The organism is Vibrio sp. R12-SG2-ISO1 (assembly GCF_059834045.1).
On sequence record NZ_JCBDGO010000027.1, the window covers coordinates 1 to 25,950 of the forward strand.

25 protein-coding genes and 1 rRNA gene are annotated in these 25,950 nt (G+C 52.2%); 14 read left to right on the plus strand and 12 right to left on the minus strand.

The window, feature by feature from the left end; genetic code table 11:
- Positions 1–1,180 (minus strand): 16S ribosomal RNA (locus tag AC6R10_RS17595); the annotation flags it as partial.
- A 530-nt stretch (positions 1,181–1,710) separates the two neighbouring features.
- Here AC6R10_RS17595 and AC6R10_RS17600 point away from each other — a divergent pair.
- Positions 1,711–2,262 carry a gamma carbonic anhydrase family protein gene (locus tag AC6R10_RS17600; protein ID WP_500626298.1) on the plus strand — a complete coding sequence of 184 codons (552 nt, stop codon included), beginning with the start codon at positions 1,711–1,713 and terminating at the stop codon, positions 2,260–2,262.
- Here the strand turns inward: AC6R10_RS17600 and AC6R10_RS17605 are convergent.
- The 3 genes from AC6R10_RS17605 to hemF all read right to left on the minus strand — a co-directional run bounded on the left by AC6R10_RS17605 (position 2,249) and on the right by hemF (position 4,360).
- Positions 2,249–2,518, minus strand: a complete 270-nt coding sequence (locus AC6R10_RS17605) for a DUF1488 family protein (protein WP_500626297.1) — start codon at positions 2,516–2,518, stop codon at positions 2,249–2,251. The two genes, AC6R10_RS17600 and AC6R10_RS17605, sit on opposite strands and share 14 nt — an antisense overlap.
- Positions 2,519–2,521: 3 nt before the next feature.
- On the minus strand, positions 2,522–3,352 hold the full coding sequence (aroE, locus tag AC6R10_RS17610) for a shikimate dehydrogenase (protein ID WP_500673075.1): 831 nt from the start codon (positions 3,350–3,352) through the stop codon (positions 2,522–2,524).
- A gap of 90 nt (positions 3,353–3,442) precedes the next feature.
- Positions 3,443–4,360, minus strand: a complete 918-nt coding sequence (hemF, locus tag AC6R10_RS17615) for an oxygen-dependent coproporphyrinogen oxidase (protein WP_500673076.1) — start codon at positions 4,358–4,360, stop codon at positions 3,443–3,445.
- Between the two features lie 242 nt (positions 4,361–4,602).
- On the opposite strand from hemF, the gene purE reads away from it, so the two are divergent.
- Together purE and AC6R10_RS17625 are read left to right on the plus strand one after the other, a co-directional pair.
- Complete coding sequence (gene purE, locus AC6R10_RS17620) at positions 4,603–5,088, plus strand: 5-(carboxyamino)imidazole ribonucleotide mutase (protein WP_500673077.1); 486 nt, start codon at positions 4,603–4,605, stop codon at positions 5,086–5,088.
- Between the two features lie 3 nt (positions 5,089–5,091).
- Positions 5,092–6,225 (plus strand): 5-(carboxyamino)imidazole ribonucleotide synthase, encoded by a 1,134-nt coding sequence (locus tag AC6R10_RS17625; protein ID WP_500673078.1) that lies wholly within the window; start codon positions 5,092–5,094, stop codon positions 6,223–6,225.
- Positions 6,226–6,398: 173 nt separating this feature from the next.
- Here the strand turns inward: AC6R10_RS17625 and AC6R10_RS17630 are convergent, their stop codons facing one another.
- The 4 genes from AC6R10_RS17630 to AC6R10_RS17645 are packed head-to-tail and all read right to left on the minus strand — an operon-like array spanning position 6,399 to position 9,780.
- The gene (locus tag AC6R10_RS17630) at positions 6,399–6,980 is read right to left on the minus strand and encodes a DNA topoisomerase family protein (RefSeq protein WP_500626293.1); all 582 of its coding nucleotides are present in this window, start codon (positions 6,978–6,980) and stop codon (positions 6,399–6,401) included.
- A gap of 27 nt (positions 6,981–7,007) precedes the next feature.
- Positions 7,008–7,487: a DUF494 family protein gene (locus tag AC6R10_RS17635; protein ID WP_334555489.1), complete on the minus strand. Its 480-nt coding sequence runs from the start codon at positions 7,485–7,487 to the stop codon at positions 7,008–7,010.
- A gap of 2 nt (positions 7,488–7,489) precedes the next feature.
- Entirely contained in the window at positions 7,490–8,659 is a 1,170-nt protein-coding gene (dprA, locus tag AC6R10_RS17640) for a DNA-processing protein DprA (protein WP_500673079.1), read from the minus strand.
- Positions 8,656–9,780, minus strand: coding sequence for a LysM peptidoglycan-binding domain-containing protein (locus AC6R10_RS17645; RefSeq protein ID WP_500673080.1), 1,125 nt, complete (start codon positions 9,778–9,780; stop codon positions 8,656–8,658). Before AC6R10_RS17645 ends, dprA begins: the two co-directional genes overlap by 4 nt.
- Before the next feature lie 180 nt (positions 9,781–9,960).
- Between AC6R10_RS17645 and def the strand changes: the two genes are divergently transcribed.
- From def to AC6R10_RS17670, 5 genes are all read left to right on the plus strand, one after another.
- The gene (gene def / locus AC6R10_RS17650) at positions 9,961–10,482 is read left to right on the plus strand and encodes a peptide deformylase (protein ID WP_487903324.1); all 522 of its coding nucleotides are present in this window, start codon (positions 9,961–9,963) and stop codon (positions 10,480–10,482) included.
- Positions 10,483–10,518: 36 nt separating this feature from the next.
- Complete coding sequence (gene fmt, locus AC6R10_RS17655) at positions 10,519–11,466, plus strand: methionyl-tRNA formyltransferase (protein WP_500673081.1); 948 nt, start codon at positions 10,519–10,521, stop codon at positions 11,464–11,466.
- A gap of 83 nt (positions 11,467–11,549) precedes the next feature.
- Entirely contained in the window at positions 11,550–12,833 is a 1,284-nt protein-coding gene (rsmB, locus tag AC6R10_RS17660; RefSeq protein WP_500673082.1) for a 16S rRNA (cytosine(967)-C(5))-methyltransferase RsmB, read from the plus strand.
- 112 nt (positions 12,834–12,945) lie between these two features.
- Positions 12,946–14,322 (plus strand): Trk system potassium transporter TrkA, encoded by a 1,377-nt coding sequence (gene trkA, locus AC6R10_RS17665; protein WP_334555495.1) that lies wholly within the window; start codon positions 12,946–12,948, stop codon positions 14,320–14,322.
- A 12-nt stretch (positions 14,323–14,334) separates the two neighbouring features.
- Positions 14,335–15,780, plus strand: a complete 1,446-nt coding sequence (locus tag AC6R10_RS17670; protein ID WP_500673083.1) for a TrkH family potassium uptake protein — start codon at positions 14,335–14,337, stop codon at positions 15,778–15,780.
- 23 nt (positions 15,781–15,803) lie between these two features.
- On the opposite strand, the gene trhA is transcribed toward AC6R10_RS17670, so the two are convergent.
- Together trhA and AC6R10_RS17680 are read right to left on the minus strand one after the other, a co-directional pair.
- Entirely contained in the window at positions 15,804–16,451 is a 648-nt protein-coding gene (trhA, locus tag AC6R10_RS17675; RefSeq protein WP_500633438.1) for a PAQR family membrane homeostasis protein TrhA, read from the minus strand.
- Between the two features lie 133 nt (positions 16,452–16,584).
- Entirely contained in the window at positions 16,585–17,382 is a 798-nt protein-coding gene (locus AC6R10_RS17680) for a sporulation protein (protein WP_500673084.1), read from the minus strand.
- A 313-nt stretch (positions 17,383–17,695) separates the two neighbouring features.
- On the opposite strand from AC6R10_RS17680, the gene AC6R10_RS17685 reads away from it, so the two are divergent.
- The 5 genes from AC6R10_RS17685 (at position 17,696) to AC6R10_RS17705 (ending at position 21,788) form a co-directional block, all read left to right on the plus strand.
- Complete coding sequence (locus AC6R10_RS17685; protein WP_334555499.1) at positions 17,696–17,863, plus strand: hypothetical protein; 168 nt, start codon at positions 17,696–17,698, stop codon at positions 17,861–17,863.
- Between the two features lie 142 nt (positions 17,864–18,005).
- The gene (locus tag AC6R10_RS17690) at positions 18,006–18,272 is read left to right on the plus strand and encodes a YihD family protein (RefSeq protein WP_334555500.1); all 267 of its coding nucleotides are present in this window, start codon (positions 18,006–18,008) and stop codon (positions 18,270–18,272) included.
- A gap of 313 nt (positions 18,273–18,585) precedes the next feature.
- Positions 18,586–20,004: a cytochrome c oxidase accessory protein CcoG gene (ccoG, locus tag AC6R10_RS17695; protein WP_500673085.1), complete on the plus strand. Its 1,419-nt coding sequence runs from the start codon at positions 18,586–18,588 to the stop codon at positions 20,002–20,004.
- Positions 20,005–20,161: 157 nt separating this feature from the next.
- Positions 20,162–21,163: a serine/threonine protein kinase gene (locus AC6R10_RS17700; RefSeq protein WP_487903331.1), complete on the plus strand. Its 1,002-nt coding sequence runs from the start codon at positions 20,162–20,164 to the stop codon at positions 21,161–21,163.
- Between the two features lie 25 nt (positions 21,164–21,188).
- Positions 21,189–21,788 carry a thiol:disulfide interchange protein DsbA/DsbL gene (locus AC6R10_RS17705; RefSeq protein WP_500673086.1) on the plus strand — a complete coding sequence of 200 codons (600 nt, stop codon included), beginning with the start codon at positions 21,189–21,191 and terminating at the stop codon, positions 21,786–21,788.
- 53 nt (positions 21,789–21,841) lie between these two features.
- On the opposite strand, the gene yihG is transcribed toward AC6R10_RS17705, so the two are convergent.
- Positions 21,842–22,753, minus strand: coding sequence for a 1-acylglycerol-3-phosphate O-acyltransferase, YihG family (gene yihG / locus AC6R10_RS17710; RefSeq protein ID WP_500673087.1), 912 nt, complete (start codon positions 22,751–22,753; stop codon positions 21,842–21,844).
- A 187-nt stretch (positions 22,754–22,940) separates the two neighbouring features.
- Here yihG and AC6R10_RS17715 point away from each other — a divergent pair, with 187 nt between their 5' ends.
- Positions 22,941–23,936 (plus strand): DUF2860 domain-containing protein, encoded by a 996-nt coding sequence (locus AC6R10_RS17715; RefSeq protein ID WP_500673088.1) that lies wholly within the window; start codon positions 22,941–22,943, stop codon positions 23,934–23,936.
- Positions 23,937–23,981: 45 nt separating this feature from the next.
- Here the strand turns inward: AC6R10_RS17715 and AC6R10_RS17720 are convergent, their stop codons facing one another.
- The gene (locus tag AC6R10_RS17720) at positions 23,982–25,508 is read right to left on the minus strand and encodes a YifB family Mg chelatase-like AAA ATPase (RefSeq protein WP_500673089.1); all 1,527 of its coding nucleotides are present in this window, start codon (positions 25,506–25,508) and stop codon (positions 23,982–23,984) included.
- Positions 25,509–25,950 lie beyond the last annotated feature (442 nt).

A 25,950-nucleotide genomic window follows, 5' to 3' on the forward strand; every position in this document is an offset into this window, starting at 1 on the left:
TTATCACCGGCAGTCTCCCTGGAGTTCCCACCCGAAGTGCTGGCAAACAAGGATAAGGGTTGCGCTCGTTGCGGGACTTAACCCAACATTTCACAACACGAGCTGACGACAGCCATGCAGCACCTGTCTCAGAGTTCCCGAAGGCACCAATCCATCTCTGGAAAGTTCTCTGGATGTCAAGAGTAGGTAAGGTTCTTCGCGTTGCATCGAATTAAACCACATGCTCCACCGCTTGTGCGGGCCCCCGTCAATTCATTTGAGTTTTAATCTTGCGACCGTACTCCCCAGGCGGTCTACTTAACGCGTTAGCTCCGAAAGCCACGGCTCAAGGCCACAACCTCCAAGTAGACATCGTTTACGGCGTGGACTACCAGGGTATCTAATCCTGTTTGCTCCCCACGCTTTCGCATCTGAGTGTCAGTATCTGTCCAGGGGGCCGCCTTCGCCACCGGTATTCCTTCAGATCTCTACGCATTTCACCGCTACACCTGAAATTCTACCCCCCTCTACAGTACTCTAGTCTGCCAGTTTCAAATGCAATTCCGAGGTTGAGCCCCGGGCTTTCACATCTGACTTAACAAACCACCTGCATGCGCTTTACGCCCAGTAATTCCGATTAACGCTCGCACCCTCCGTATTACCGCGGCTGCTGGCACGGAGTTAGCCGGTGCTTCTTCTGCAGCTAACGTCAAATGAGTGTGCTATTAACACACCCACCTTCCTCACTGCTGAAAGTACTTTACAACCCGAAGGCCTTCTTCATACACGCGGCATGGCTGCATCAGGCTTGCGCCCATTGTGCAATATTCCCCACTGCTGCCTCCCGTAGGAGTCTGGACCGTGTCTCAGTTCCAGTGTGGCTGATCATCCTCTCAGACCAGCTAGGGATCGTCGCCTTGGTGAGCCCTTACCTCACCAACTAGCTAATCCCACCTGGGCATATCCTGACGCGAGAGGCCCGAAGGTCCCCCTCTTTGAGCCGAAGCTATTATGCGGTATTAGCCATCGTTTCCAATGGTTATCCCCCACATCAGGGCAATTTCCCAGGCATTACTCACCCGTCCGCCGCTCGACGCCGTTATCGCCACCCGAAGGCTTTGATAACTCGTTTCCGCTCGACTTGCATGTGTTAGGCCTGCCGCCAGCGTTCAATCTGAGCCATGATCAAACTCTTCAATTTAAAGTTTTGTTGGCTCAATGAATACTGATAAGTTTCTAGTGACTAGAAGCTAGTTCCTAGAAAACTTGAATTGACTGTGCTCGAATGCCCATCCTTTAACAAGGAAAGTCATTCAAATGGTCACTCAGTTCATTGAAACCTAAATTGTTTCCGAAGAAACTATTTGGATTATCATTAACGAGTGCCCACACAGATTGATAGGTTTATATTGTTAAAGAGCGTTCTTGGCTGTGACCTTGGTCACTCACAAGAGGCGGTCATTTTAGCGATTCAAGTTTTAGTGTCAACCACTTTTTTCAAACTTTTTTCAAGCATTTTGCTTGGCTATTTGACCTTGCTGGAAAGGTTTCAACTTATTCAGTCGTCTTCCCTTGTCAGCGAGGGGGCATTATAGAGATCGGCGTCACATTGGCAACCCCTTTTCAGCGATTTTTTTGATTTTTTTACTGTTTGCGTATTTTCTATGCGCAACGGGCTATTTTTGCCACTATTCTTGGCAACATATCGTGCTATCGCATATAGGAGAAGAGATGAGTTCCCTACGCAGTTATAAAGGTATCCAACCTCAAGTTGGCGATCGTGTCTATATAGATAGCAGTGCTGTCTTGGTTGGCGACATCACACTGGGCGATGATGCCAGTGTTTGGCCTTTGGTGGCCGCTCGTGGAGACGTCAACCATATCCGAATTGGTGCGCGTAGCAACATTCAAGATGGTTCGGTGCTTCATGTCACCCATAAGAATGCAGAAAACCCTCAAGGCTACCCACTGATTATCGGTGATGATGTGACCGTGGGTCATAAAGTGATGCTGCACGGCTGTACCATTGGTCATCGCGTGCTCGTTGGCATGGGCGCGATCGTGCTCGATGGTGTGGTCATTCAAGATGAGGTGATGGTGGGAGCAGGCAGTTTAGTTCCACCGGGAAAAACATTGGAAAGTGGCTATCTGTATGTCGGCAGTCCGGTTAAGCAGGCTCGCCCTTTGACAGACAAAGAGCGTGCTTTCTTACAAAAGTCTGCCGATAACTACGTGCAGAATAAAGACGACTACTTAAATGAGGTTGAGATCATTGCTGGTTGAGCTCAATTTCACCGCGGCTGTTAAACATCTCGTCTTCTATTAAAGACTCCGCTTGCTCTTCGAGGTCAAAGCGCCATTGTTCAAACAGTTCGATGGCGTGTTGGCCCGATGTAATGCTTTGCTGCGCATACGACTCCAGTACCGCTTGGCTCACCACACACTCAATCAAGGCACCCGCTTGCTGAGCAGGGAAGCAAACCGCAGCGCGCTCTTCATCCCAATGCTGTCGATCGGGAAACAAAATCGATTGATTCATCTTTTACCCTTGTAAATTTCTACGCAGCTCGCGCAGCACCTGCTTAGTGCCTGGGCGTAAACCTCGCCACAGCATAAAGCTTTCTGCCGCTTGGCCAACCAACATCCCTAAGCCATCATAGCTGACGGGCGCACCCGATTGTTCCGCCCAGGCATTAAAAGGCGTTTTACCTGCGCGGTAGACCATGTCATACACCACTTGGCAACCTTGAAAAATGGTCGGTGATACCGCTGGCAACTCACCACTCAATCCCGACGACGTTGAGTTAATGATGACATCAAAGCCAGTCTCGACCTCTTCCAGTGAGGCGGCTTGCACCACACCAAACTCAGCGAAAAGCTCTGCCAACTGTGATGCTTTGGCTTTGGTGCGATTGGCGATCACTATTGAATGCGGGTGCTGGTCGAGCAGCGGTTTGATCACGCCGCGCGCCGCGCCGCCTGCGCCAAGCAATAGTATTCTCGCCCCTTTCAGCACCACTTGCTGGGCAAGCAAATCTTGCACTAATCCTTCACCATCAGTGTTATCACCAATGATGTCTCCATCATCTAACTTCTTTAAGGTATTAACGGCACCGGCCAATTGCGCTCGCTCAGTCAGGCGGGTCGCAAACTGAAACGCCTCTTCTTTAAACGGTGCAGTGATGTTGCACCCCTTACCACCTGCGGCAAAGAACTCCGCTACCGCCGTTTTGAATGTGCCGATCTCAGGCTGCTGCGCTTGATAGGTTAACGCTTGGTTGGTCTGGCGAGCAAATAAGGTATGGATAAAAGGCGATTTACTTTGGCTAATGGGATTGCCAAACACCACATAGCGGTCAAGAGGTTGTGTCATGTCCTTACCTACACAAAAATAAACGGGTCAACGGTCATTGACCCTATCACTATCCCGGCCAGGATCAAGCGCTATGCCGAGATAAACATGTTACCAATCACGCGGTTTGAGGAAATCGCGATACAAAACCGCTTCAGGGCTGTCTGGCTCAATCTGATAATTGTACTCCCAGCGAGCCAGTGGCGGCATCGACATCAAAATCGACTCGGTTCGGCCACCACTTTGCAAACCAAACAAGGTTCCTCGGTCATAGACGAGATTAAATTCCACATAGCGACCACGGCGATAAAGCTGAAATTGACGCTCTCGGTCAGTGTAGGGGGTCTCTTTGCGGCGCTCAACAATCGGCAAATACGCCTGGGTATACCCTTCACCGACCGCTTTGATGTAATCAAAACACTTATCAAATGGCCACTCGTTGAGATCATCAAAAAATAGCCCACCGACGCCACGCGTTTCATCACGGTGCGGCAGATAGAAGTAATCATCACACCATTTTTTGTGCTTGGCATACACATCATGACCAAAAGGTTCACACACCTCTTTCGCACTGCCATGCCAGAACTGAGCATCTTCTTCAAATGGGTAGAAGGGGGTCAAATCGAACCCGCCGCCAAACCACCATATCGGCGCCTCGCCCTCTTTTTCGGCAATAAAAAAGCGCACGTTGGCATGGGAGGTGGGCACATAAGGGTTATTCGGATGCATCACCAACGACACGCCCATGGCTTCAAAGCGTCGCCCGGCGAGCTCTGGGCGATGGGCAGTGGCCGAGGCGGGCATCGCTTTGCCAGAGACATGAGAGAAGTTGACGCCGCCTTGCTCAAACACCGCGCCCGCTTTCATCACTCGGGTGCGACCACCGCCACCGAGCCGCTCTCCGGGTTCACGCTGCCAAGCATCTTCCACAAACAGCGCTTGGCCGTCGGCCTGCTCAAGCTGCTGACAAATGGTATCTTGCAGTGCCAACAAAAACTGCTTCACCGCCTGCTTATCTATTACTGACATTTTACTTCCTTGCAGGGTAGGCCCTGTTTCACCACGCAGTCACTGGCTGCGTCTTTTTGGGATGAGACTCAGTGTACAAAGAATCTGCGTCGAAGACTAATCACTGCGCGGTTCAAAGTGCGCGCAAACGTTTGCTTGCCAGGAAAAACGCCGTATAATGCGCACAAATTGACGATGTGGTTGTACTGGGTTTACGACACATCCTGTTTTTCATTCCACACAAAAGGTTGAAGGAGTTTGAGATGAAAGTCGGTATCATCATGGGTTCAAAATCAGATTGGCCAACAATGAAGCTCGCCGCGGAAATGCTGGATAGATTTGGTGTTGAATACGAAACTAAAGTCGTCTCTGCGCACCGCACTCCTCAATTATTGGCAGACTACGCCAACAGCGCGAAAGAGCGCGGTCTGAAAGTGATCATTGCTGGCGCTGGCGGCGCTGCGCACCTACCGGGCATGGCTGCGGCGTTCACAAGCTTACCTGTCTTGGGTGTTCCTGTTCAATCACGTGCCCTAAAAGGGATGGATTCGCTACTTTCTATCGTGCAAATGCCAAAAGGCATCGCGGTCGGTACACTGGCGATCGGCGAAGCGGGCGCAGCGAATGCGGGTATTTTGGCCGCGCAAATCATCGGTACCCACGATGAGACCGTGATGGAGAAAGTCGAAGCGTTTCGCCAAGAGCAAACCGAGACCGTCCTTGCTAACCCAAACCCAGCCGAGGACTAAACCATGCATGTGTTGGTGTTAGGTGCAGGCCAATTAGCACGAATGATGTCTCTTGCGGGCGCACCACTGAACATTGAGATCTCGGCGTACGATGTCGGCAGTGAAAACATTGTCCATCCTCTCACCCAACACGTGGTGGGCCACGGTCTTCGCAATGCCATTGAGAGTGCCGATGTGATCACGGCTGAGTTTGAACATATCCCACACGATATTTTGACCCTCTGCGAGCAAAGCGGGAAGTTTTACCCGTCAGCAGAAGCGATCAAAACCGGTGGCGATCGCCGTATTGAGAAGGCGCTATTAGACAAAGCGGGCGTTCGCAACGCCAACTACCATGTCATTGAGAGCCGGGAAGATTTTGATCGCGCGATCGAAAAAGTCGGCATTCCTATGGTGCTGAAAAGTGCCCTAGGTGGCTACGATGGTAAAGGCCAATGGCGATTGAAAGACGCCGCTCAAGCGGACAGCATTTGGCAAGAGATGGCACAATGCATCCAAGCCAGTGAGACACAAGCGATTGTGGCGGAAGAGTTTGTCCCGTTTGGCCGAGAAGTTTCCTTGGTGGGCGCACGAGCCAAAGACGGCTCGGTCGCTGTTTACCCGCTGACTGAGAACGTCCACACCCAAGGGGTGCTGAGCCTATCGACCGCCATTTCTGACCCTGAGCTGCAAGACCAAGCGCAGGCGATGTTTAGCGCTGTAGCCGAGAGTCTCGACTACGTGGGCGTGCTTGCCCTTGAGTTTTTCGATGTCGATGGCACCCTGCTCGTGAATGAGATTGCACCGCGCGTGCACAACTCCGGCCACTGGACGCAGCAAGGCGCAGAGACCTGTCAGTTTGAAAACCACCTAAGAGCCGTGTGTGGCTTACCGCTTGGCAGCACCAAACTGGTTCGTGAAACGGCGATGATCAACATCCTTGGCGAAGACACACTGCCACAAGCGTTGCTGGCCATTGAAGGGTGCCATATCCATTGGTACGGCAAAGAGAAGCGTGCAGGACGCAAGATGGGTCATATCAATGTCTGCGGCGACTACAGTGGTGAGCTGCAACGAAAGTTGTGTGAACTGGCCACCCTGCTCGACAGTGATGCCTTCCCTGCGGTGCATGAGTTTGCTCAAAACTTCGAATCGTAATCGAATCAAATGAGTGTCGACTCTACGAACACTGGATTGAAAAAGGCGCTCATGGCGCCTTTTTTGTCTTTGATGACATTGTATTTGCGGAAACGCTCGGCCGATCCGATGTCGCCTTACCACGGTATAGTCTTAAGCCACGATATAGTCTTAAATAGGCACTCGCCCAAAAATTAAGACTGAATGGCCTGACAACGGCGAGCCGCACACTGCAACTGTTGGCCTTTCGCGCTGTGTTTTTCCACCAGCAGTGGAAACCCACACACTTGGCACTCCCCACTGACGGGCGGCTGATTGACGGCAAACTTGCATTTCGGGTAGCGGTCACATGCATAAAACAGCTTACCAAAGCGAGATTTACGCTCGGTCAGCTGACCTTGATGGCATTCAGGGCAGGCGATGGCGACGTTGTCCTCACTCGGCTCTGCGGGGGCATCGATCGACTCAATGTGGTGACACTCAGGGTAATGACTGCAACCGACAAACATCCCATAGCGACCTTGGCGCAGCACCAACTCATGACCACACTCAGGACATGGCACACCTAACTCTTTAACGATGTGGCCATCATTTTGATGCAAAGGTTTGATGTAATCGCATTGCGGGTACAAGGTGCACCCCAAGAAAGGACCATGTTTGCCATGGCGCAGCGACAGCTCCCCCGCCAAGCCTTGAGCTTGGCATTTCGGGCACGCCTGATGTTCTAAGGCGTGCTCGTGGGCAGAAAACAACTGATGGTCGATTTTTTTACTCATATCACTTAGGGTCGCAAAGCGACGGTATCAGTGCAAGATACCCTGCTCTTTGGTGTAAAGAAGCTCTTCCATAAGCGTGTATTCATTTTCATTGCCCGGTACATTAAACAGCACCATTAGGACAATCCACTTGAGGTCATCAAGCTCAAACTCATCGGTTTCGAGCCCCATCACTCGGTCAATGACCATCTCACGTGTTTCCGCCGTCAAAACGCTCACTTGCTCTAAAAACATTAAAAAGCCACGACACTCAAGGCTGAGGCGGTCGCACTCTTTGGCGGTATAGATACGCGTAGACGGAGACGAGGTACTGACAGAGATCGCCGAGTGCGCTTCCGTTTGCTGGAGCGCCGCCAACTCTTCTAACCAGACCAGGGCCTTATATATGTCTTTCTGATGAAAACCAGCGCGAAGTAACTCTTCTTCTAGCTCATCTTGGTCGACCTGTAACTCTGCATCGCTATGGATGTAGGTCTCAAACAGATACATCAAAATATCCATCATCATAGCTAGCCCCTCCCCTTTAAAATGTAGCCACCGGAAACTGCAACAACGTGCCCTAAAAGCTCGAGCTCCAAGAGCTGCATCATGACATCCTGCACGGGTATATGGGTCCGCGATGCTAAGATATCAACTGGTGTAGCCTCATTACCTACGTTAGCTAACAGCTCGGGAAATGGCAATTCTTCTTTACTCACTTTCGTCGCTTCTTTATCGTTAGAAGATAAAAGCGCTCGGAAATGCGAGCAGCTCGGCGTCTGGGTGCGGGATTCGCTCTGTTTATCCGCCTGTTGCCGCGACCAAGCTAGCAAGCTGTCAAGTTCGCACAAGATGTCCTCAACCTCTTGGACTAAGCTCGCCCCTTGCTGAATTAAACGGTGGCAACCGCGCGCATAGACTTGATGAATAGAGCCGGGAATGGCAAACACTTCTCGGCCTTGCTCAAGGGCATAACGCGCGGTAATTAATGAGCCGCTTTTCTCGGCCGCTTCCACCACCAGCACGCCCAGCGATAAGCCACTGATAATGCGATTGCGGCGAGGAAAGTGATCCGCCTTAGGTTTGGCCTGCGGATGCAACTCACTGACCAACGCGCCTTGCTGAGTGATACGATCTGCCAGCGCTCGGTGGCGAGCAGGGTACACTTCGCCAAGACCACTGCCGAGCACCGCGACCGTCTCGCCGCCCGCTTTCAGCGCGCCATCATGGGCATAGCCATCGATGCCGAGCGCTAGTCCGCTGGTGATACACAGCCCCTCTTTGACCAACGCACTGGCAAACTCTCTGGCGAGCGAAAGCCCATCCTGACTAGCATTGCGACTGCCCACCATGGCCAATTGCGGTAAGTGAATCGCCTCAAGCTTGCCTTTGACAAACAGCACCGCCGGCGACGCAGGGGCGTTGGCGAGCAGTGGCGGATAGTCACTCGCGTCACGGGTGACGATATGGTGATCCGCCTCGCGCTCGCGCCAAGCCAAACACCCATCCACCTCTTTTTCTGCGCGCCGCTGAATATACTCCACCTGATGCTCACTCAAGCCAAACGCGCGCATCTCGTCGCTCGAACTGGAGACAATCTCGTGCGGCTCGGCCACCTTTAGCAAACGCTCAAAGGTCTTCGGACCAATTCTGGGCGTAAAATAGAGCGTCAGCCAAGCGCGCAGCTCACGCTCTGTCATCCTTGCTCCTTACCCTGTAGCTCTGCGTCCACAACGTCTTCAGCGGATTTAAGCGTCGCCAGGGGAGAGCGCAAACGGGTTTCAGTGGCAATCGGCTGCTCACTCTGAGTAACCAGCGCCAGACTAAAATCTTGATAAGGACGAATCACCATCAAATGCCCAATGCGCACATCCGGCAATTGCTGCACCTCTTGCCTAGCCAATACCCCTTGGCCAGCTTTGGCCACCTTGTGACCCGGCTGATAGAGGTCGAACATACTGCCTTGACGCAGCGCATCGCGCGCGCCGCGATCGATGACCACCACTTGATGCTTGCCCACATATTGGCTGCCTTCCAGCGACCCCAAGATGGACGCATCGATGGCCTTAGGTGAAGGCTGGGGATAAAAGCGTTGACTGAAATCAGACTGAGTCTCACGCACGGGCAAGGCGATGTCTTGCGCGAGAATTTCCTGCGTTTGTTGGCGAACTTTGAGCGCCGTCATGTCCGTATCGCTCGGCGCCGCAGGCTCATCCGCAGACTCGGCGACTGCGATTTTTTTCAGCGCAATGACGCGCTTATCATCGCGTGTAAAGGTGGTCATTTTGCGGTAAATATGCCACTCACCTTGCGCTTGTTGCCCCGTGACATAGAGCAGTTGCTGCCCGGTGAGATATTGCAAGCCATTGCTCGATCCAATCACCTTGGCGCTCTCTGCCAATAACGACTCGTCAAGCAAGAGATCCGATTCGAGGTACGGCAACACCCACTCTTCACGCAGCGTCGGCAGCGCTTGTTTATCAAGCTTTCTGACTTTAGGGCTCAGCTTGTGCATTGGTTTCACCGTCAGAACCGGCTCGCCATTGCGCCAGATCAGATTGAGCTTGTCACCGGGATAAATCAGGTGAGGATTATCAATATCGGGATTGACCTGCCATAGCCTTGGCCAAAGCCAAGGGCTATCGAGGTAGAGCGCCGAAATATCCCACAAGGTATCGCCTTTGACCACGACATACGTCGTGGGCGCATCGGGTTTGAGGGTTAACACCGACGAGACAGAGAAAGGAACCCAAGCCACCCACAGGGTCGCCACGCAGAGAAGTGGCCTGCGCCAACTGGAACACCGTTTGAAACTCATCATCACCTAAATCCTTGGTTATCTGAAAGAAACCGCTGCTCAACTTAAGCGTCTGTGCTCAACATTGACACCGAGAGTGGCAGGGAAAATGCGTAATGATGCTGTCATTTAGGTTATAAAATGTCTAGAATTGAGCCAACAAGCTTTACCCTGATTCGGCACAGTTCAACATTTTGAGTGTATATGTCTGTATTACAAGTATTAACATTCCCAGATGATCGCCTTCGTACCGTGGCTAAGCCCGTAGAGAAAGTGACGCCTGAGATTCAAAAACTCGTCGATGACATGATTGAAACCATGTACGACGAAGAAGGAATTGGTCTTGCGGCCACCCAAGTCGATGTTCACCAACGTATCGTGGTGATCGACATTTCGGACACCCGTGATGAGCCAATGGTGCTTATCAATCCAGAAATCATCGAGAAACGCGGTGAAGATGGGATTGAAGAGGGCTGCCTATCGGTGCCTGGCGCACGCGCTTTAGTGCCTCGCGCAGCCGAAGTGACGGTCAAAGCGCTCAATCGCGATGGTGAAGAATTTACCTTCGAGGCGGATGACCTACTGGCGATTTGTGTTCAGCACGAACTTGACCACCTAGAAGGCAAGCTCTTTGTCGATTACCTATCGCCACTGAAGCGTAAACGCATCCAAGACAAACTGGCGAAGATCAAGCGCTTCAACGAGAAACAATCCGCCGGTAAGTAAGCGTATTACTGAGAAAGAAAAGATAAGGAACGTACCTTGAGCAAACCACTTAAGATTGTTTTTGCTGGTACTCCGGACTTCGCCGCCCGTCACTTGGCGGCGTTGTTGTCTTCGGAGCACGACGTCATTGCCGTGTACACCCAACCCGACCGCCCTGCAGGTCGTGGTAAAAAGCTCACCGCGAGCCCAGTCAAACAGATTGCCCTTGAGCATGACATTGCGGTCTACCAACCGGAAAACTTTAAGTCTGAAGAGGCCAAGCAAGCGTTGGCGGATTTAGACGCCGATTTGATGGTCGTCGTCGCATACGGCTTGCTGCTGCCGCAAGCGGTATTGGACACGCCTAAACTTGGCTGTATCAACGTGCACGGTTCGATTTTGCCACGTTGGCGAGGCGCAGCGCCGATTCAGCGCGCCATTTGGGCGGGCGATGAAGAAACCGGCGTCACCATCATGCAGATGGACATTGGCCTGGATACTGGCGACATGCTCTCCATCGCGCGCTTGCCGATCGAAAGCAGCGACACCAGTGCATCCATGTACGAAAAGTTGGCCGATTTAGGCCCAAGTGCGCTATTGGACTGCCTCACTGACATCGCACAAGGCAGCGCCGTCGCCACTAAGCAAGATGATGCCCTAGCCAACTACGCCAAAAAGCTCAGCAAAGAGGAAGCCCGCATCGATTGGAATGACGACGCCGAGCACATTGAGCGCTGCGTACGCGCATTCAACCCGTGGCCAATGAGCCACTTTGAAGCGGCCGACAACAGCATCAAGGTGTGGCAAAGCCGCGTGGCGGAGCACACCACAGACCAAGCGGCGGGTACCATTATCCAAGCAGACAAAACCGGCATCTATGTCGCAACAGGCAAAGGCGTATTAGTCCTTTTGCAACTGCAAGTGCCGGGTAAAAAAGCCATGTCGGTGCAAGATATTCTCAACGCCCGAGCAAGTTGGTTCGAAGTGGGCTCGGTACTGAGCTAACCCTTCACACCCTGTCATTGCGCTGCAATGAATCACGTACATTTTGAGGGCAGAGATGCCCTCCCTTATTTAAGGTATTGATTATGAATGTTCGCGCTGCTGCCGCTAACGTTATCTTCCAAGTGGTCGACAAAGGTCAATCACTCTCGCATGCGCTGCCTGCCGCGCAAAAGACCATCAAACCGCGTGACCACGCTCTGCTGCAAGAGATTTGCTACGGTGCTTTGCGTTACTTGCCGCGTTTAGAGTCTATTGCCAACGAATTGATGGATAACCCGCTCAAGGGTAAAAAACGCGTTTTTCACCATTTGATTTTGGTGGGGATCTACCAACTGAGTTTTATGCGCATCCCTTCGCACGCAGCGGTCGCGGAAACCGTGGAAGCGACCAAAACCTTGCGCGGCCCGAGTCTGCGCGGTTTGATTAACGCGGTGTTGCGTAACTACCTACGCAATCAAGAAGAACTGGATGCCTTTGCGACCAGTCACAATGCCGGCAAGTATGGCCACCCTAACTGGCTACTGAAGCTGCTGCAAGAGCACTACCCACAGCAGTGGGAGCGTATTGTTGAGGCGAACAATCAAAAAGCGCCGATGTGGCTGCGCGTCAACCGCCAGCACCACACCCGCGATCAGTACATCGCTTACCTGAATGATGAAAACATAGAATTCACTCTTCACCCCGAGGCCGCTGACGCCATAAAATTGGCCAAACCTTGTGATGTGACCCTATTGCCCGGCTTCGATCGCGGTTGGGTTTCCGTGCAGGATGCCGCCGCGCAGTTGTCTGTCGATTACCTTCAGCCACAAGAAGGGGAGCTGATCCTCGACTGCTGCGCCGCGCCAGGGGGCAAGACGGCACACATTCTTGAGCACACGCAAGACACCGAAGTGGTGGCGATTGATGCCGATCCTACTCGCCTTAACCGCGTGCATGACAACCTCGAGCGATTACAGTTGAGAGCCGATGTGATTTGCGGCGATGCACGCTACCCACATCAGTGGTGGCAAGGTGAGCAGTTTGACCGTATTCTACTCGATGCCCCTTGCTCGGCGACCGGTGTGATTCGACGCCATCCGGACATCAAATGGCTGCGCCGCGCTGATGACATTGAAGCGCTGTCCGCTTTGCAGAGTGAAATCCTGGATGCCATGTGGCAACAACTGAAAGCGGGCGGTACCTTAGTCTATGCCACCTGCTCGATTGCGCCGCAAGAGAACGTTGAGCAAGTGCGCGCTTTCCTCTCACGTACGTCCGATGCACAGTTGATCGGCAGTGAGGAATCTCAGCCTGGCCGACAAATTCTTCCAGGTGAAGAGGACATGGACGGCTTCTACTATGCAGTTTTGAAAAAAAAGCGGTTTTGAAAAAAGCGGTGTGAAGAAAAAGCGGTAGGTCTTAAGTCAAGCAATACGCCGCAATAAACAAGGACAGTGCGCCCCGTCATCGGGGCGATGACGACGTTCAAGAGAGCAAAAGATGAAGATCATTATTCTCGGTGCCGGACAAGTTGGCGGTACATTGGCAGAAAACTTGGTGGGTGAAAACAACGACATCACCATCGTCGACAAAGACAGCGACCGCCTACGTGAACTGCAAGATAAGTACGATCTGCGCGTAGTCAATGGTTACGCCAGCCACCCTGACGTACTGCGCGAAGCGGGCGCTCAAGACGCCGATATGTTGGTGGCCGTGACCAATATGGACGAAACCAACATGGCCGCCTGCCAAGTGGCCTTCACGTTGTTCAACACGCCAAACCGCATTGCACGTATTCGTTCGCCCCAATATCTCGCCGAAAAAGAAGCCCTGTTTCAATCCGGTGCCGTGCCGGTCGATCATCTGATTGCACCAGAAGAGTTGGTCACCAGCTACATTGAACGTCTGATCCAATACCCCGGCGCCTTACAAGTGGTCAGTTTTGCTGAGCAAAAGGTTAGCCTAGTGGCCGTTAAAGCCTACTACGGCGGCCCTTTGGTTGGTAACGCCCTCTCTGCGCTGCGTGAACACATGCCGCACATTGACACCCGCGTGGCGGCGATTTTCCGTCAAGGTCGCCCTATTCGTCCGCAAGGCACCACCATCATCGAAGCGGACGACGAAGTCTTTTTCGTCGCTGCAAGTAACCACATTCGCTCCGTCATGAGTGAATTGCAACGTCTTGAGAAACCCTATCGCCGAATTATGATTGTCGGCGGGGGCAACATCGGCGCCAGCTTGGCCAAGCGCCTCGAACACACCTACAGCGTTAAACTGATTGAACGCAGTTATCAACGCGCCGAACGTCTCTCAGAAGAGCTGGAAAACACCATTGTCTTTTGTGGTGACGCCGCCGATCAAGAGTTGCTCACCGAAGAGAATATCGACCAAGTCGATGTCTTTATTGCGCTCACCAACGAAGATGAAACCAACATCATGTCCGCCATGCTGGCCAAACGCATGGGCGCGAAAAAGGTGATGGTGCTGATCCAACGCGGGGCTTACGTCGATTTGGTCCAAGGCGGCGTGATAGATGTGGCGATTTCGCCGCAGCAAGCGACGATTTCAGCGCTGCTGACGCATGTGCGCCGTGCTGACATTGTTAACGTCTCTTCATTGCGCCGTGGCGCGGCAGAAGCGATTGAAGCGGTGGCACACGGTGACGAATCGACCTCGAAAGTCGTCGGCCGCGCGATTGGTGAAATCAAACTGCCTCCAGGTACCACTATCGGTGCCATTGTTCGCGGTGAAGAAGTGCTGATCGCACACGACAGAACCGTGATTGAACAAGATGACCACGTGGTGATGTTCCTTGTCGATAAGAAATACATCCCTGACGTGGAAACCCTCTTCCAACCGAGTCCGTTCTTCCTTTAAGGGGACGACCTTATGGTGAATTTTCGCCCGGTTCTATTCGTCATTGGACTCGTGCTCTCTAAGCTGGCGCTGTTTATGTACGTGCCGACGCTGGTGGCGTTTGTCACCGGCACTGCAGGCTTTTTGGAGTTTGGTCAATCGGTGCTGATCACCCACTTGGTCGCCTTTGTCTGCTTGACGATTGGCCGAACTCGGCGCTTTCGCCTGAGCGTGCGAGACATGTTCCTCATCACCAGCTTGGTGTGGACGATTGCCAGCGCGTTTGCCGCCCTGCCGTTTGTGTTCATCAATCACATCAGCTTCACCGACGCCTATTTTGAAACCATGTCGGGCATCACCACCACAGGTTCAACGGTCCTCAGCGGACTCGATGAGATGGCGCCGAGCATCTTATTGTGGCGCTCGATTTTGCAGTGGCTTGGTGGCATTGGCTTTATTGTTATGGCGGTCGCCGTCTTGCCAATGCTCAATGTCGGCGGTATGAAACTGTTTCATACCGAATCCTCTGATTGGTCGGACAAAAGCAGCCCGCGCGCTAAAACCGTGGCAAAAAACATCGTCATCGTCTATTTGACCCTCACCGGCCTTTGCCTGCTCGGCTACTTGATGACGGGCATGACGCTGTTTGAAGGGATCAACCATGCCTTTACTACCTTGTCGACGGGCGGCTACTCGACCTCTGACGGTTCGATGAACCATTTCTCCCATGGCGCGCATTGGGTGGGCACACTCTTTATGTTCTTGGGCGGGTTACCGTTTTTGCTTTTTGTCTCCGCGCTGCGCAAACGCCGTTTGAATGAGCTGGCCAGCGACGCGCAAGTGCGCGGTTTCACCCTTTTGTTTCTCGCCAGCAGCGTGATCATTGCCAGTTGGCTGGTCGTGCGTGATGGCTACGCGGTGGCGGATGCGCTGCGAGTCTCCATGTTTAACATCGTCTCGGTGGTCACCACCACCGGGTTCGGCTTAGAAGATTTCACCGCTTGGGGCGCGCTACCGACCACCTTGTTTGCCTTCTTAATGATGGCGGGCGCCTGCTCGGGTTCCACCTCTGGCGGCATCAAGATCTTCCGTTTTCAAATCGCCATTACGCTGCTCAATAAGCAGATGATGAAACTGATTCACCCGTCTGGGGTCTTCGTCCAGCGCTACAATCAGCGCCCTGTCAACGATGATATTGTGCGCTCAGTGGTGGCGTTTGGTTTGATGTTCTTCATCACCATTATTTTCATTGCAGGTTGCTTGAGTGCACTCGGCCTTGACCCTATCACCAGCATTTCCGGTGCGATTACCGCGGTCGCCAACGTCGGCCCGGGCATGGGCAGTGTCATCGGCCCCACCGGTAATTTCGCTCCCCTGCCCGATACCGCTAAATGGTTACTCAGTTTTGGGATGCTGATGGGGCGACTAGAAATTCTCACCTTGCTGGTGTTGTTCTTCCCCGCCTTTTGGCGCCGATAGGCACTCGGCCTTCCTCTGTGGGCTTATCGGACCGGCAGCTGATAAATGGCAAAGAAGTGACAGGCGCAGCCCGCCAAAACAAACAGATGCCAAATAGCATGGTTGTAGGGAATACGCTTCGCGACATAAAACACCACGCCCAGTGAGTAGACCACGCCGCCAATCGCCAGCAGCATCAAGCTTTCCAGTGGTAAGGTCATCGCCAGTTGATAAATCACCACCAGCGACAGCCATCCCATCAATAAATAGGTCACCAGAGAGAGGCGTTTGAAGCGATAAACGAACGCCACTTTCATCACGATCCCCACCAAGGCAATCAGCCAGATCACCACCATCAAACCGATCGCGAGCGGCGTTCTGAGCGCAATCAATAAAAATGGCGTGTAACTGCCGGCAATCAGCAAGTAAATGGCGCAGTGATCGAAGGTTTTCAGTGCCCGTTTGGCTCGCGGCACATCAATGGCATGATAGAGGGTCGACGCCAAAAACAGCAGTATCATGCTGGCGCCGTACAGGCTATAGCTGACCCATGACAAGGCATCCGCCTGTTGCTCGAAGGCGCGCAGCAGCAAGGCCAACAGCCCGACCACACTGAGCAATAAACCCAGACCGTGGCTGAGCATATTGGCTCGCTCTTCTTCGCGGCTGTAAGAGGATAAAAGCGTCGACATAGGCATCACTCTGGAGCATTAGAATAAACACTCCAGAGTATGCCATGTTCAGCTTACAAGTGTAAGCTTAAATTAGATGAGGTGATAGGTGAGGCTCGCTGTCGATGTCGCGCCCAAGTATCAAATATGAGCCTCAAGAATGCGCATCGAGGTAGTTCAGTACCTGCTCGCCCGCCTCTTCTGCGGGGGTACAGAGCGAAATGGAAAGTTGGCGTTTCAACTGCCCCATACCCAGCAGGCTCGCGAGCATCCCTTTTGCCCCTTCACGATGACGATCAATTTCAAACCACATTTGCAGTTCGTCTTCACTGCGATACGCCACCACTTCTAACTCTCGCCAACGACCATGAAACGGCCCTGTGGTCGGCACAAACTCAAACTCCTGCACAAAAGGCAGAGCAAAGCCATCCACCTCTTCACACTCTACCTGGCGAATACGCAGCCCCTGTGCTTCTAACGCAGTAAAGATGCCATCAAGCAGAGGATCGGGGCGCACCGTCAAAATATCTTTGTCGGTTGGATCTTTGGCCATCGCAATGTCGAGGCCAGTCTCAAGCCACACCTTGGAATCACCAATGGTGACCGGCGTATTCCACGGCACATCCAACTCAACTTCGAAATCGCGCGTCTCACCAGGCTCAATCGTAAACGCGTAAGGCAGCGTCCACGTCGCCAGTGTATAACTGGTGGGCACGCGGCGCATTCGACCGGCGTTGTGGTCACTTTTATGGTGATTGTCCGGCACTTCTTTGATGTAACGGCAGTAGAGTTTGAGTTCGATGTTGTCTATCTCTTGCGCACTCGAACCGCCATAGACATGAATGGTGACGTTCACCTTCTGCCCCGGGTATAACACCTCTTGGCGCAGCACTGAATCCACTTTGGCACTTCCAATACCAAAGCTCGCGAGGGTTTTCTTGAAAAACGACATATACACCTCCCTTATGGGTGAAACCACCAAGCAGACCCTCACTATAGCGCGCTTTATCTCGCCAAAGTTTCTGTCTACTCACAGAATAATAGAGAATGAAAAACAGTGATCGATTAGTTATCGACCAATTCTACCCTTAGTGCTACTCTAACGATTGATATGCATGCATATCAACAATCCTGGTTAATTATTTGGATTGGCGAAAGCCAGAAGAGCCAACCTTCAGCAGCATCAAGGTGACGTTGAAGCTCAACTCATAGTTAATACAGGCCATTAAATTGGCAATGGAGATGCCTGACAGTTAGGTACATCGATGCGCCCAGCAGCAGTCAGGTTTTCGCACACAAACCGTAGTGCGATGCGTCGTCGTAGTGGATTTGCGTCTGCTCCAACGGCAAAAAAAGTCAACCCTGCGATGACGTTAGTGGAACAGACAACTCTTTTGATGTCTGCCCCATCAAAAGCGGTAAAAGCAGCATAATGAAAAGCGCAGCTTCGTCTGCGCTTTTTCTTTGCCCCCTGATTACGCCCATTGACGATAAGCACGGCACGATTCGCGTTGCTCTCTGCACGTCCCTTTTGCTACCTTAAGGCAAAACATTATAAAAATTGTGGAGAACAGCATGAAGTGTCACCGTATTGAAGAGTTATTGGAACTGCTTGAGCCAGAATGGCAAAAAGACCAAGAGATGAACTTATTGGCGTTTATCGTCAAACTCAGCCAAGAGGCGGGGTATCAAGGCAAACTTGAAGAGCTGACCGATGATGTACTTATCTATCATCTAAAAATGCGCAATAGCGCAAAAGACGAGATGATTCCCGGGCTCAAAAAAGATCAAGAAGATGACTTTAAAACCGCGATTTTGCGTGCGCGCGGTTTAATTGATTAAGCGACACATTGCGTCACGGATCAGATATGGCGACCTAAGGGTCGCTTTTTTATCGCTAAACCATCTAGTAGCACGTGTTATTAGTCATTATGGTTATAGCATGTAGGCTAATTTGTGGTTAAAGCTTGATAGTCTTAAAGAAAACCCATTCCTATTGCGTATATAATCGCCAGCTAACAATAAAAAACAGATCACAAGATCTCCAACAACTTGAACTCGGCTGCATCGCGCTGGGCCAAGTTGACAGGAGACCAGAGCAAAGTCGGACGTAACAAGGGCGACACACCCTTGCTTTAGCCTATAAGGAAGCACCATGAGTCAAGATAAGATCGATGTCAAAGACGTGACTCCAAAAACCTTCAATCCCAAAACTCACAAAAACAACGGCGACAGATTTAACCCAAGCAATCGCATCTACGTCAGAGAAAGCAAAGGCACCTTCCAAAAGCTGCGCCGCTATGGTGGCTGGTTTCTATTGCTGCTGTTTACGCTTATCCCATGGATCCCTTACGGCGACCGTCAGGCGATTTTGCTCGACATCGGTCAGCAACAATTTAACTTTTTTAGTACCACACTCTACCCGCAAGATCTCACCTTGCTCGCGTTGCTGTTCGTGATTGCGGCCTTTGCGCTGTTTTTTATCACCACGTTTTTAGGTCGCGTCTGGTGTGGCTACCTCTGCCCGCAAACCGTGTGGACCTTTATGTACATCTGGTTTGAAGAGAAACTGGAGGGCAGCGCAAATAAACGCCGCAAACAAGACTCTGGCCGCCTGACCGCCTCACTCGCGTGGCGAAAAACCCTCAAGCACATGGCGTGGCTGGCCATTGCGTTAGCGACGGGCTTTACCTTCGTTGGCTATTTTGTGCCAGTGAAATCCTTAGTGGTCGAGTTTTTTACCCTCAACGCATCGTTTTGGCCGGTATTTTGGGTGCTGTTTTTCGCCGGCTGTACCTACGGCAATGCCGGGTGGATGCGCTCGATCATGTGTATTCACATGTGCCCATATGCACGTTTCCAATCGGCGATGTTCGACAAAGACACCTTTATCGTCGGTTATGACAGTGCACGCGGTGAGCAGCGCGGCCCCCGCTCACGCAAAGCCGATCCCAAACAGCTCGGTTTAGGCGATTGCATCGATTGCGACTTGTGCGTGCAAGTGTGCCCAACCGGCATCGATATTCGTGATGGCTTGCAATATGAGTGCATCAACTGCGGCGCTTGTATCGATGCGTGCGATCACACCATGGAGCGGATGGGCTACGACAAAGGGCTCATCAGCTACACCACCGAGCACCGTCTCTCCGGCAAGCACACCAAGGTGATGAGGCCAAAACTGCTCGGCTACGGCGCGGTGCTATTGGTGATGATTGGCCTGTTCTTCGTTCAAGTCGCCAGCGTTGACCCCGCAGGGCTGAGCGTGCTGCGTGACCGTAATCAGCTGTTTAGAGTCAACGGCTCTGGGGAAATTGAAAATACCTACACGTTGAAGATCATCAATAAAACCCAGCAGCGTCAGGCGTATCAACTCTCTGTTGAAGGGCTGAGTGATGTCACTTGGTATGGTAAACAGACAGTACAAGTGGCGCCTGGGGAAGTCCTCAACTTGCCAATGAGCTTGGGTGTTGACCCGGACAATCTCAGCTCACCTGTCGCGACAATCCAGTTTATACTGTCCGACAGCCAAGACTTTACCACCCAGGTGGAAAGTCGCTTTATCAAGAAGCTGTGACCATCGTTTAGCAAGAGAAGGTCAATTCAATCACCTTGATAAAAATGCGTCGAGAGGCGACGCGCTAGGGTGAAGGGCTCATGATGAGCCCTTTTTGCCCCTCACGACCATGCTCGCGTCATGCATGGTTCTTTTTCTCAGTCACAAGAAACCGGCTATGACACAAAAGATTCCCTCAACACACGCCTTTAACTTTGATGCCCTTACCCCGGATTTTATGTGGTACGCGCTAGAGAGCATCGGCATTCGCGCTGAATCCGGCTTTTTGCCACTCAATAGCTATGAAAACCGCGTGTATCAATTTAGCGATGAAGAGCGCCAACGTTATGTGGTCAAGTTCTATCGTCCTGAGCGCTGGAGTGCCGAACAAATTCAGGAAGAGCACGATTTCACCCAAGAGATGGTCGAAGCGGAGATCCCCGTCGCGCCGCCACTGGTCATCAATGGCGCCACGTTGCATCACTACCAAGGCTATCGCTTTGCGCTGTTTGCCAGCGTGGGCGGCCGCCAATTTGAAGTGGATAATATAGAGCAGCTCGAGGGCGTCGGTCGCTATTTAGGGCGCATTCACAGTATCGGAGCCAAACAAGCGTTTGTGCATCGCCCCAGCATGAGCCTTGAAGAATACCTATACCAACCGAGAGCACTGCTGCAAAATTCCGACTTTATTCCTCTTCATCTGCAAAGCGCCTTTTTCAACGATCTCGACCTGCTGATCGCCTCACTCGAAGCACAGTGGGACAACAGCTATACACCGATCAGGCTGCATGGTGACTGTCATCCCGGCAATATTTTGTGGCGTGATGGTCCGATGTTTGTCGACCTCGATGACGCGCGCAATGGACCAAGTGTTCAAGATCTTTGGATGCTGCTCAGTGGCGAACGTAGTGACAAACTGATGCAGCTTGATATTATCCTCGAAGCGTACCAAGAGTTTCATGATTTTAATGTTAACGAATTGAAACTAATCGAGCCGCTGCGCGGTCTACGTATGGTGCACTACATGGCATGGTTAGCAAAACGGTGGCAAGATCCTGCGTTCCCACTCGCCTTTCCTTGGTTTAACGACGCAAAATATTGGGAAAATCAGGTACTCGGGTTCAAAGAGCAGATATCCGCACTGAGCGAGCCCCCCTTGTCATTAATGCCACAGTGGTAAAAAAGCCTTTTAAAATGGAGTCATTATGAAAAAACTGTTTGCACTTGTCGCCGCCCTATTCCTCAGTGTTTCGGCACACGCGGCTCAGTACAACGAAGGTGAGCACTACAAAGTGTTGAACATGGAACCATCAAGCAAGCCTTTGGTGACGGAGTTTTTCTCTTTCTACTGCCCACACTGCAACTCGATGGAACCCGTGATTGTCCAGCTCAAAGCTCAGCTACCTGAAGGGGTGAAGTTGCAGAAAAATCACGTCTCGTTCATGGGTGGCAACATGGGCCTTTCCATGAGCAAAGCATACGCGACTATGGTATCGCTTGGCGTGGAAGATCAAATGGTGCCGGTGATGTTTAACCGTATCCACAACTTGGGTAAAGCACCGAAGAGTGACGAAGAGCTGCGCCAAATCTTCACTGACGAAGGCATCGATGGCAAAAAATTCGACTCGAACTTCAATGGCTTTGCGGTGGACTCTATGGTGCGTCGCTTTGACAAGCAGTTCAAAGACAGCGGCCTAACGGGTGTGCCTTCTATCGTGGTCAACAACCGTTACTTGGTTCAGCCGCCACGCGGTTTTACCCTAGAGCAATACTTTGACTTGGTGAACTACCTGCTGACTCAATAAGCCAGTCACCATCGTCAAACGAAAAAAGGAGCCTCGGCTCCTTTTTTGATGGGTCACTGTTTTGATGGCGGTGGGTTTGATGATGGCGGCTCATGGATTGCTTTGAGCTGCGCATCTTTCCTCTGCCAAACCTCACCGAGCCACTGCTGAAACTGGCGTTTATAGGGCTTGTCATTGAAATAGTCACCCAGCACCTGCTCATCCACCGGCAACACGTGCACGCGAACTACGATCTTGGTCATTTTGCCCATCAACACATCGCGAAACGGTTTATCTGGGTTATTCGGGTACGCGAGCGTTACGTCTAGGATATTATCAAACTGCTCGCCCATCGCCGCTAAGGTATAGGCTATACCACCGGATTTCGGTTGCAGAAGATACTCATAACCGGCTTTGCTGCGACGCAATTTCTCTGGCGTGATACGGGTGCCTTCCACGTAGTTCACCACTGTGGTCGGGCTATGTTTGAATTTGGCGCACGAGCGACGTGTGGTTGCCAAGTCTTGTCCCCGTTTTTCAGGATGACGCAGCAGGTATTCGCGCGAATAACGGCGCATAAATGGCATGTCCAGCGCCCAGCACGCCATGCCAATAAACGGTACGTAGAGCAATTGCTGCTTGAGGAAAAACTTCGGCATCGGGATTTTGTCTTTAAACACCGAGCAGAGCACCACAATGTCGGTCCAGCTTAGATGATTGCTGATCATCAGATACCAACCATCGCGCTTCAGCGCATCTGCCCCTTGTACATCCCACTCCACACGGTTTGAGAGGCTCAAAATCGCGGTGTTGACCGTCGCCCACAACCACATCACCCGATTGGCCAATGCCGTCCCCTTCGCTTTCAGCTCGGGCGTTGGTAACAGCAACTTCAACAGCGCAATGAGACAAATGAGCAGAGAGCAGACAGCAGAATTGAGCGCCACCAGCAACACGTTCATTACCAGTAATAAATAGGCCAACATAGTGAAATAGTGAGATCCAATGAGTAGTTTACGATGTATGTTGCGTAATAATCTTGTCGTGTGTTCAAGATAACTTGGGTTTTAAAAAAGCGCGTGCAATTATACAAGTCCTTGACCACATTGGAATCGTTAAGGCGATGGTCTGAGTAGTTGGCCACGCCACGCACTGGAGTTTTAGGAGACGAAAATGGATGTTCGCTTTGCAATACCGGTTTTATCGCTTATCGCCACCTCGTTATGTTCGGCAAGCGCCGCAGCCAACCCGAACGGTCGCCCTGGGCTCAGTGGCGAGATTTCGCTCAATGCGCTCTATCTCTCCTCCACCTCCAACTTCAACACGTCAGGTGATGAGGTCATCAACAGCATCGATCAAAGTGGCACCAGCGACAGCAGTGTGGTCCCTGCGCCGCTTGGCAACCTTCGCTATACCTTTGGCTCAAAAGGCGACAAACAACTCTATGCCGGTACCTCGCGCGATGACATTGCCATCGGCACCCTCGCACTTGAGCTCGGCTATAAACAGCGTTTAGCGTATGGCACCACGGTGGATGTCTCCTATTTGCCAACGGTGATGTCTGGCGAAGTGTGGCAAGACCCGTATCTTGTCGGCGTAGCGCGCGCCTCCACCGATGAAAAAGGCGACGCGTATCGACTCAAGCTGGGCAATATTCTCGGCACAGGCATCAACCTTGATAGCGCTTACGGCAAAAAAAAGGTCGATGACGAACGTTCAGGACTGACACAACTCACGCCAGACAATGCCTTAGCCCTGCGCCGTGACAGCGACAACTACTACCTCAAAGGCAGTGTGCGCGTGCCTTTCAGTCGCGCCGCCTTTGTGGTGCCTGCGATCATCTACACGCGCAGTGATGCCGAAGGGGCCGCCAACTCATTTCGCTCATGGGGCGGAGAGGTCTCTCTCTTTCAGCGTATTGCCCGTCATCAGCTAGTGCTCACCGCGGGCTATCGCAGCCGCGACTATGACGCCATTCACCCTCTGTATGGTCAAACTCGCAGTGAAGACAAACTCAGTGTGTTTGCCGCTTATGAGCTGCAACAGTTTCTCGGCTGGCCAAATTTATCCTTGGTCTCCTTCGCCGGGTACAATGAAACCGACGCCAACCTCGACTTTTTTGACGAAAAACAAGCGCTGTTCTCTTTGGGTTTAAGCTTTCAGTTCTAACCTGCCCCACAGGGCTTGCGGCGTTCGTTGGCCCTCAACTTGATGTCACACCGCCTGCGCAGTCAACTGCTTGAGCAAGCGATCCATCGCGCGATAACCGAGCGCCTCGGCCAAATGAGGTCGCTCTATGTCCTTTGCGCCATCCAAATCGGCGATGGTGCGTGCCACTTTGATGATGCGGTGATAGGCGCGAATCGACAGCCCCAATCGGTGCAACGCCGTTTCCAAAAATTCTGCATCGGCTTTCTTGAGCGGGCAAAACGCCTCAATATCGCGACTGCCTAGCAGCGCGTTGACACACTCACTGCGCGCCAACATGGTCTCTCTTGCCTGCGCCACGCGCTGCCTGACCTGCTCGGTAGGCTCACCGCGATCGCCCCCTTCAGATAAGGTGCCTTTGGGCAATGCAGGGATCTCAATCGACATATCAAACCTATCCAGCAAAGGACCAGATAAACGGCTCAAATAGCGCAAAATGGCCTGAGGATTAACGCGAGTTTGGTTGCCCTCGTAGTAGCCAGTCGGACTCGGATTCAGCGCACCCACCAGCTGAAAGCGAGCGGGAAAGCGCGTCTTACCTTGCGCTCTGGAGATAATGATCTCCCCGGATTCGAGTGGCTCGCGCAGTGAATCGAGCACTTTTCTCTCGAACTCGGGCATCTCGTCCAAGAAGAGTAAGCCATTGTGCGCCAAAGAAATTTCACCCGGCCTTGGCAAGCTCCCCCCGCCCACCAAGGCCGCCATAGAGCTGGAGTGATGCGGCGCGCGAAAGGGGCGCTGTTTCCAGTTGTGGGCGTTGATTTCTTGCTGAGTCAGCGAAGTGACGGAGGCGGTTTCCATCGCTTCAGCTTCGGTCATCTCTGGCAGTAAATCGCACAGACGCGACGCAAGCATGGTTTTGCCCGTACCGGGTGGGCCCAAAAACAACAAGTTATGGTTGCCTGCTGCGGCAATTTCCAATGCGCGCTTGCCTTGTTGCTGACCAATAATGTCTTGCAAACAACGGGTCGTGCGCAGCGGCTTGATGGGCTCTGGCGCACTTTGAAACAGATTCAAGCTCTGTTGTCCGCACACATCCGCGCAGACCTCTAGTAAGCTGCTGGCCGACTTGTGCACCGCCGCGCCCACTAGCGCCGCTTGATCGCCATTGTGCTTGGGCACCACCAAGCAGCGCTGAGCTCGACTGGCAGCAAGCGCGGCGGGCAACACCCCTTTCACGCGGCGAATTTTGCCCGACAGTGCCAATTCGCCGATGTACTCTTTGTCGCTCATCGCCGAGAGTGGGATCTGATCTGAGGCCGCCAAAATCCCAAGCGCGATCGGCAAATCAAAGCGGCCGCCCTCTTTAGGCAAATCAGCGGGCGCGAGGTTGACGGTAATTCGCTTGGCGGGAAATTCAAACCGAGAGTTGATGATGGCGCTGCGCACTCTATCTCGTGACTCTTTGACGGTGGTTTCCGGCAGCCCCACTAGGGTAAACCCGGGCATCCCATTGCTGATATGGACTTCCACCGTTACCGGCGGGGCTTCGACCCCCACCGATGCGCGGCTATGAATCACGGCTAAACTCATGTGTTCTCTCTGATTGAATTGACTAGGCGTGATGTTATATAGCGTGTAGAGAAGCAACGGGAATGTGAAAAAAGAATGACTTTTTGCTTGTCATGTAACGGAATTCTATGTTACCACTAGTGACGCAATCAATTTCGTACGAAATTAAGCCGACGCACGTAACCAAAACTGCACAAACAGCAGAACCAGTGAAATGCGCGATTGGTACGAATGGCGACACAACATCAACGTAAATAATTAAATATGAATTTCTACGCCCGCTTCACTTCACTGCTAGCCCTGATTATCGTGGTCATTATTGATTCCGCGCGGGGGATGGTGGGCGACAAATAACCACAGATTCTAAAAAACCCCCGCACTGAAAAGTCCGGGGGTTTTTTTCAACCTATGGGATGGCAGAATTTTAAGCGTTAGACAGTTCATCGTTAAGAACTGCAGGAAG

What these genes read in the sequence shown, in the direction of transcription:
- AC6R10_RS17700 (WP_487903331.1), top strand. Translation starts at nt 20,162, where the DNA reads ATGACACAAAAGATTCCCTCAACACACGCCTTTAACTTTGATGCCCTT.
- ccoG (WP_500673085.1), top strand. Translation starts at nt 18,586, where the DNA reads ATGAGTCAAGATAAGATCGATGTCAAAGACGTGACTCCAAAAACCTTC.
- AC6R10_RS17690 (WP_334555500.1), top strand. Translation starts at nt 18,006, where the DNA reads ATGAAGTGTCACCGTATTGAAGAGTTATTGGAACTGCTTGAGCCAGAA.
- AC6R10_RS17715 (WP_500673088.1), top strand. Translation starts at nt 22,941, where the DNA reads ATGGATGTTCGCTTTGCAATACCGGTTTTATCGCTTATCGCCACCTCG.
- yihG (WP_500673087.1), bottom strand. Translation starts at nt 22,753, where the DNA reads ATGTTGGCCTATTTATTACTGGTAATGAACGTGTTGCTGGTGGCGCTC.
- def (WP_487903324.1), top strand. Translation starts at nt 9,961, where the DNA reads ATGTCTGTATTACAAGTATTAACATTCCCAGATGATCGCCTTCGTACC.
- AC6R10_RS17635 (WP_334555489.1), bottom strand. Translation starts at nt 7,487, where the DNA reads ATGATGATGGATATTTTGATGTATCTGTTTGAGACCTACATCCATAGC.
- hemF (WP_500673076.1), bottom strand. Translation starts at nt 4,360, where the DNA reads ATGTCAGTAATAGATAAGCAGGCGGTGAAGCAGTTTTTGTTGGCACTG.
- AC6R10_RS17705 (WP_500673086.1), top strand. Translation starts at nt 21,189, where the DNA reads ATGAAAAAACTGTTTGCACTTGTCGCCGCCCTATTCCTCAGTGTTTCG.
- AC6R10_RS17685 (WP_334555499.1), top strand. Translation starts at nt 17,696, where the DNA reads ATGCGCCCAGCAGCAGTCAGGTTTTCGCACACAAACCGTAGTGCGATG.
- AC6R10_RS17605 (WP_500626297.1), bottom strand. Translation starts at nt 2,518, where the DNA reads ATGAATCAATCGATTTTGTTTCCCGATCGACAGCATTGGGATGAAGAG.
- AC6R10_RS17600 (WP_500626298.1), top strand. Translation starts at nt 1,711, where the DNA reads ATGAGTTCCCTACGCAGTTATAAAGGTATCCAACCTCAAGTTGGCGAT.
- AC6R10_RS17645 (WP_500673080.1), bottom strand. Translation starts at nt 9,780, where the DNA reads ATGATGAGTTTCAAACGGTGTTCCAGTTGGCGCAGGCCACTTCTCTGC.
- AC6R10_RS17680 (WP_500673084.1), bottom strand. Translation starts at nt 17,382, where the DNA reads ATGTCGTTTTTCAAGAAAACCCTCGCGAGCTTTGGTATTGGAAGTGCC.
- dprA (WP_500673079.1), bottom strand. Translation starts at nt 8,659, where the DNA reads ATGACAGAGCGTGAGCTGCGCGCTTGGCTGACGCTCTATTTTACGCCC.
- AC6R10_RS17670 (WP_500673083.1), top strand. Translation starts at nt 14,335, where the DNA reads ATGGTGAATTTTCGCCCGGTTCTATTCGTCATTGGACTCGTGCTCTCT.
- AC6R10_RS17630 (WP_500626293.1), bottom strand. Translation starts at nt 6,980, where the DNA reads ATGAGTAAAAAAATCGACCATCAGTTGTTTTCTGCCCACGAGCACGCC.
- aroE (WP_500673075.1), bottom strand. Translation starts at nt 3,352, where the DNA reads ATGACACAACCTCTTGACCGCTATGTGGTGTTTGGCAATCCCATTAGC.
- trhA (WP_500633438.1), bottom strand. Translation starts at nt 16,451, where the DNA reads ATGTCGACGCTTTTATCCTCTTACAGCCGCGAAGAAGAGCGAGCCAAT.
- trkA (WP_334555495.1), top strand. Translation starts at nt 12,946, where the DNA reads ATGAAGATCATTATTCTCGGTGCCGGACAAGTTGGCGGTACATTGGCA.
- rsmB (WP_500673082.1), top strand. Translation starts at nt 11,550, where the DNA reads ATGAATGTTCGCGCTGCTGCCGCTAACGTTATCTTCCAAGTGGTCGAC.
- purE (WP_500673077.1), top strand. Translation starts at nt 4,603, where the DNA reads ATGAAAGTCGGTATCATCATGGGTTCAAAATCAGATTGGCCAACAATG.
- AC6R10_RS17720 (WP_500673089.1), bottom strand. Translation starts at nt 25,508, where the DNA reads ATGAGTTTAGCCGTGATTCATAGCCGCGCATCGGTGGGGGTCGAAGCC.
- AC6R10_RS17625 (WP_500673078.1), top strand. Translation starts at nt 5,092, where the DNA reads ATGCATGTGTTGGTGTTAGGTGCAGGCCAATTAGCACGAATGATGTCT.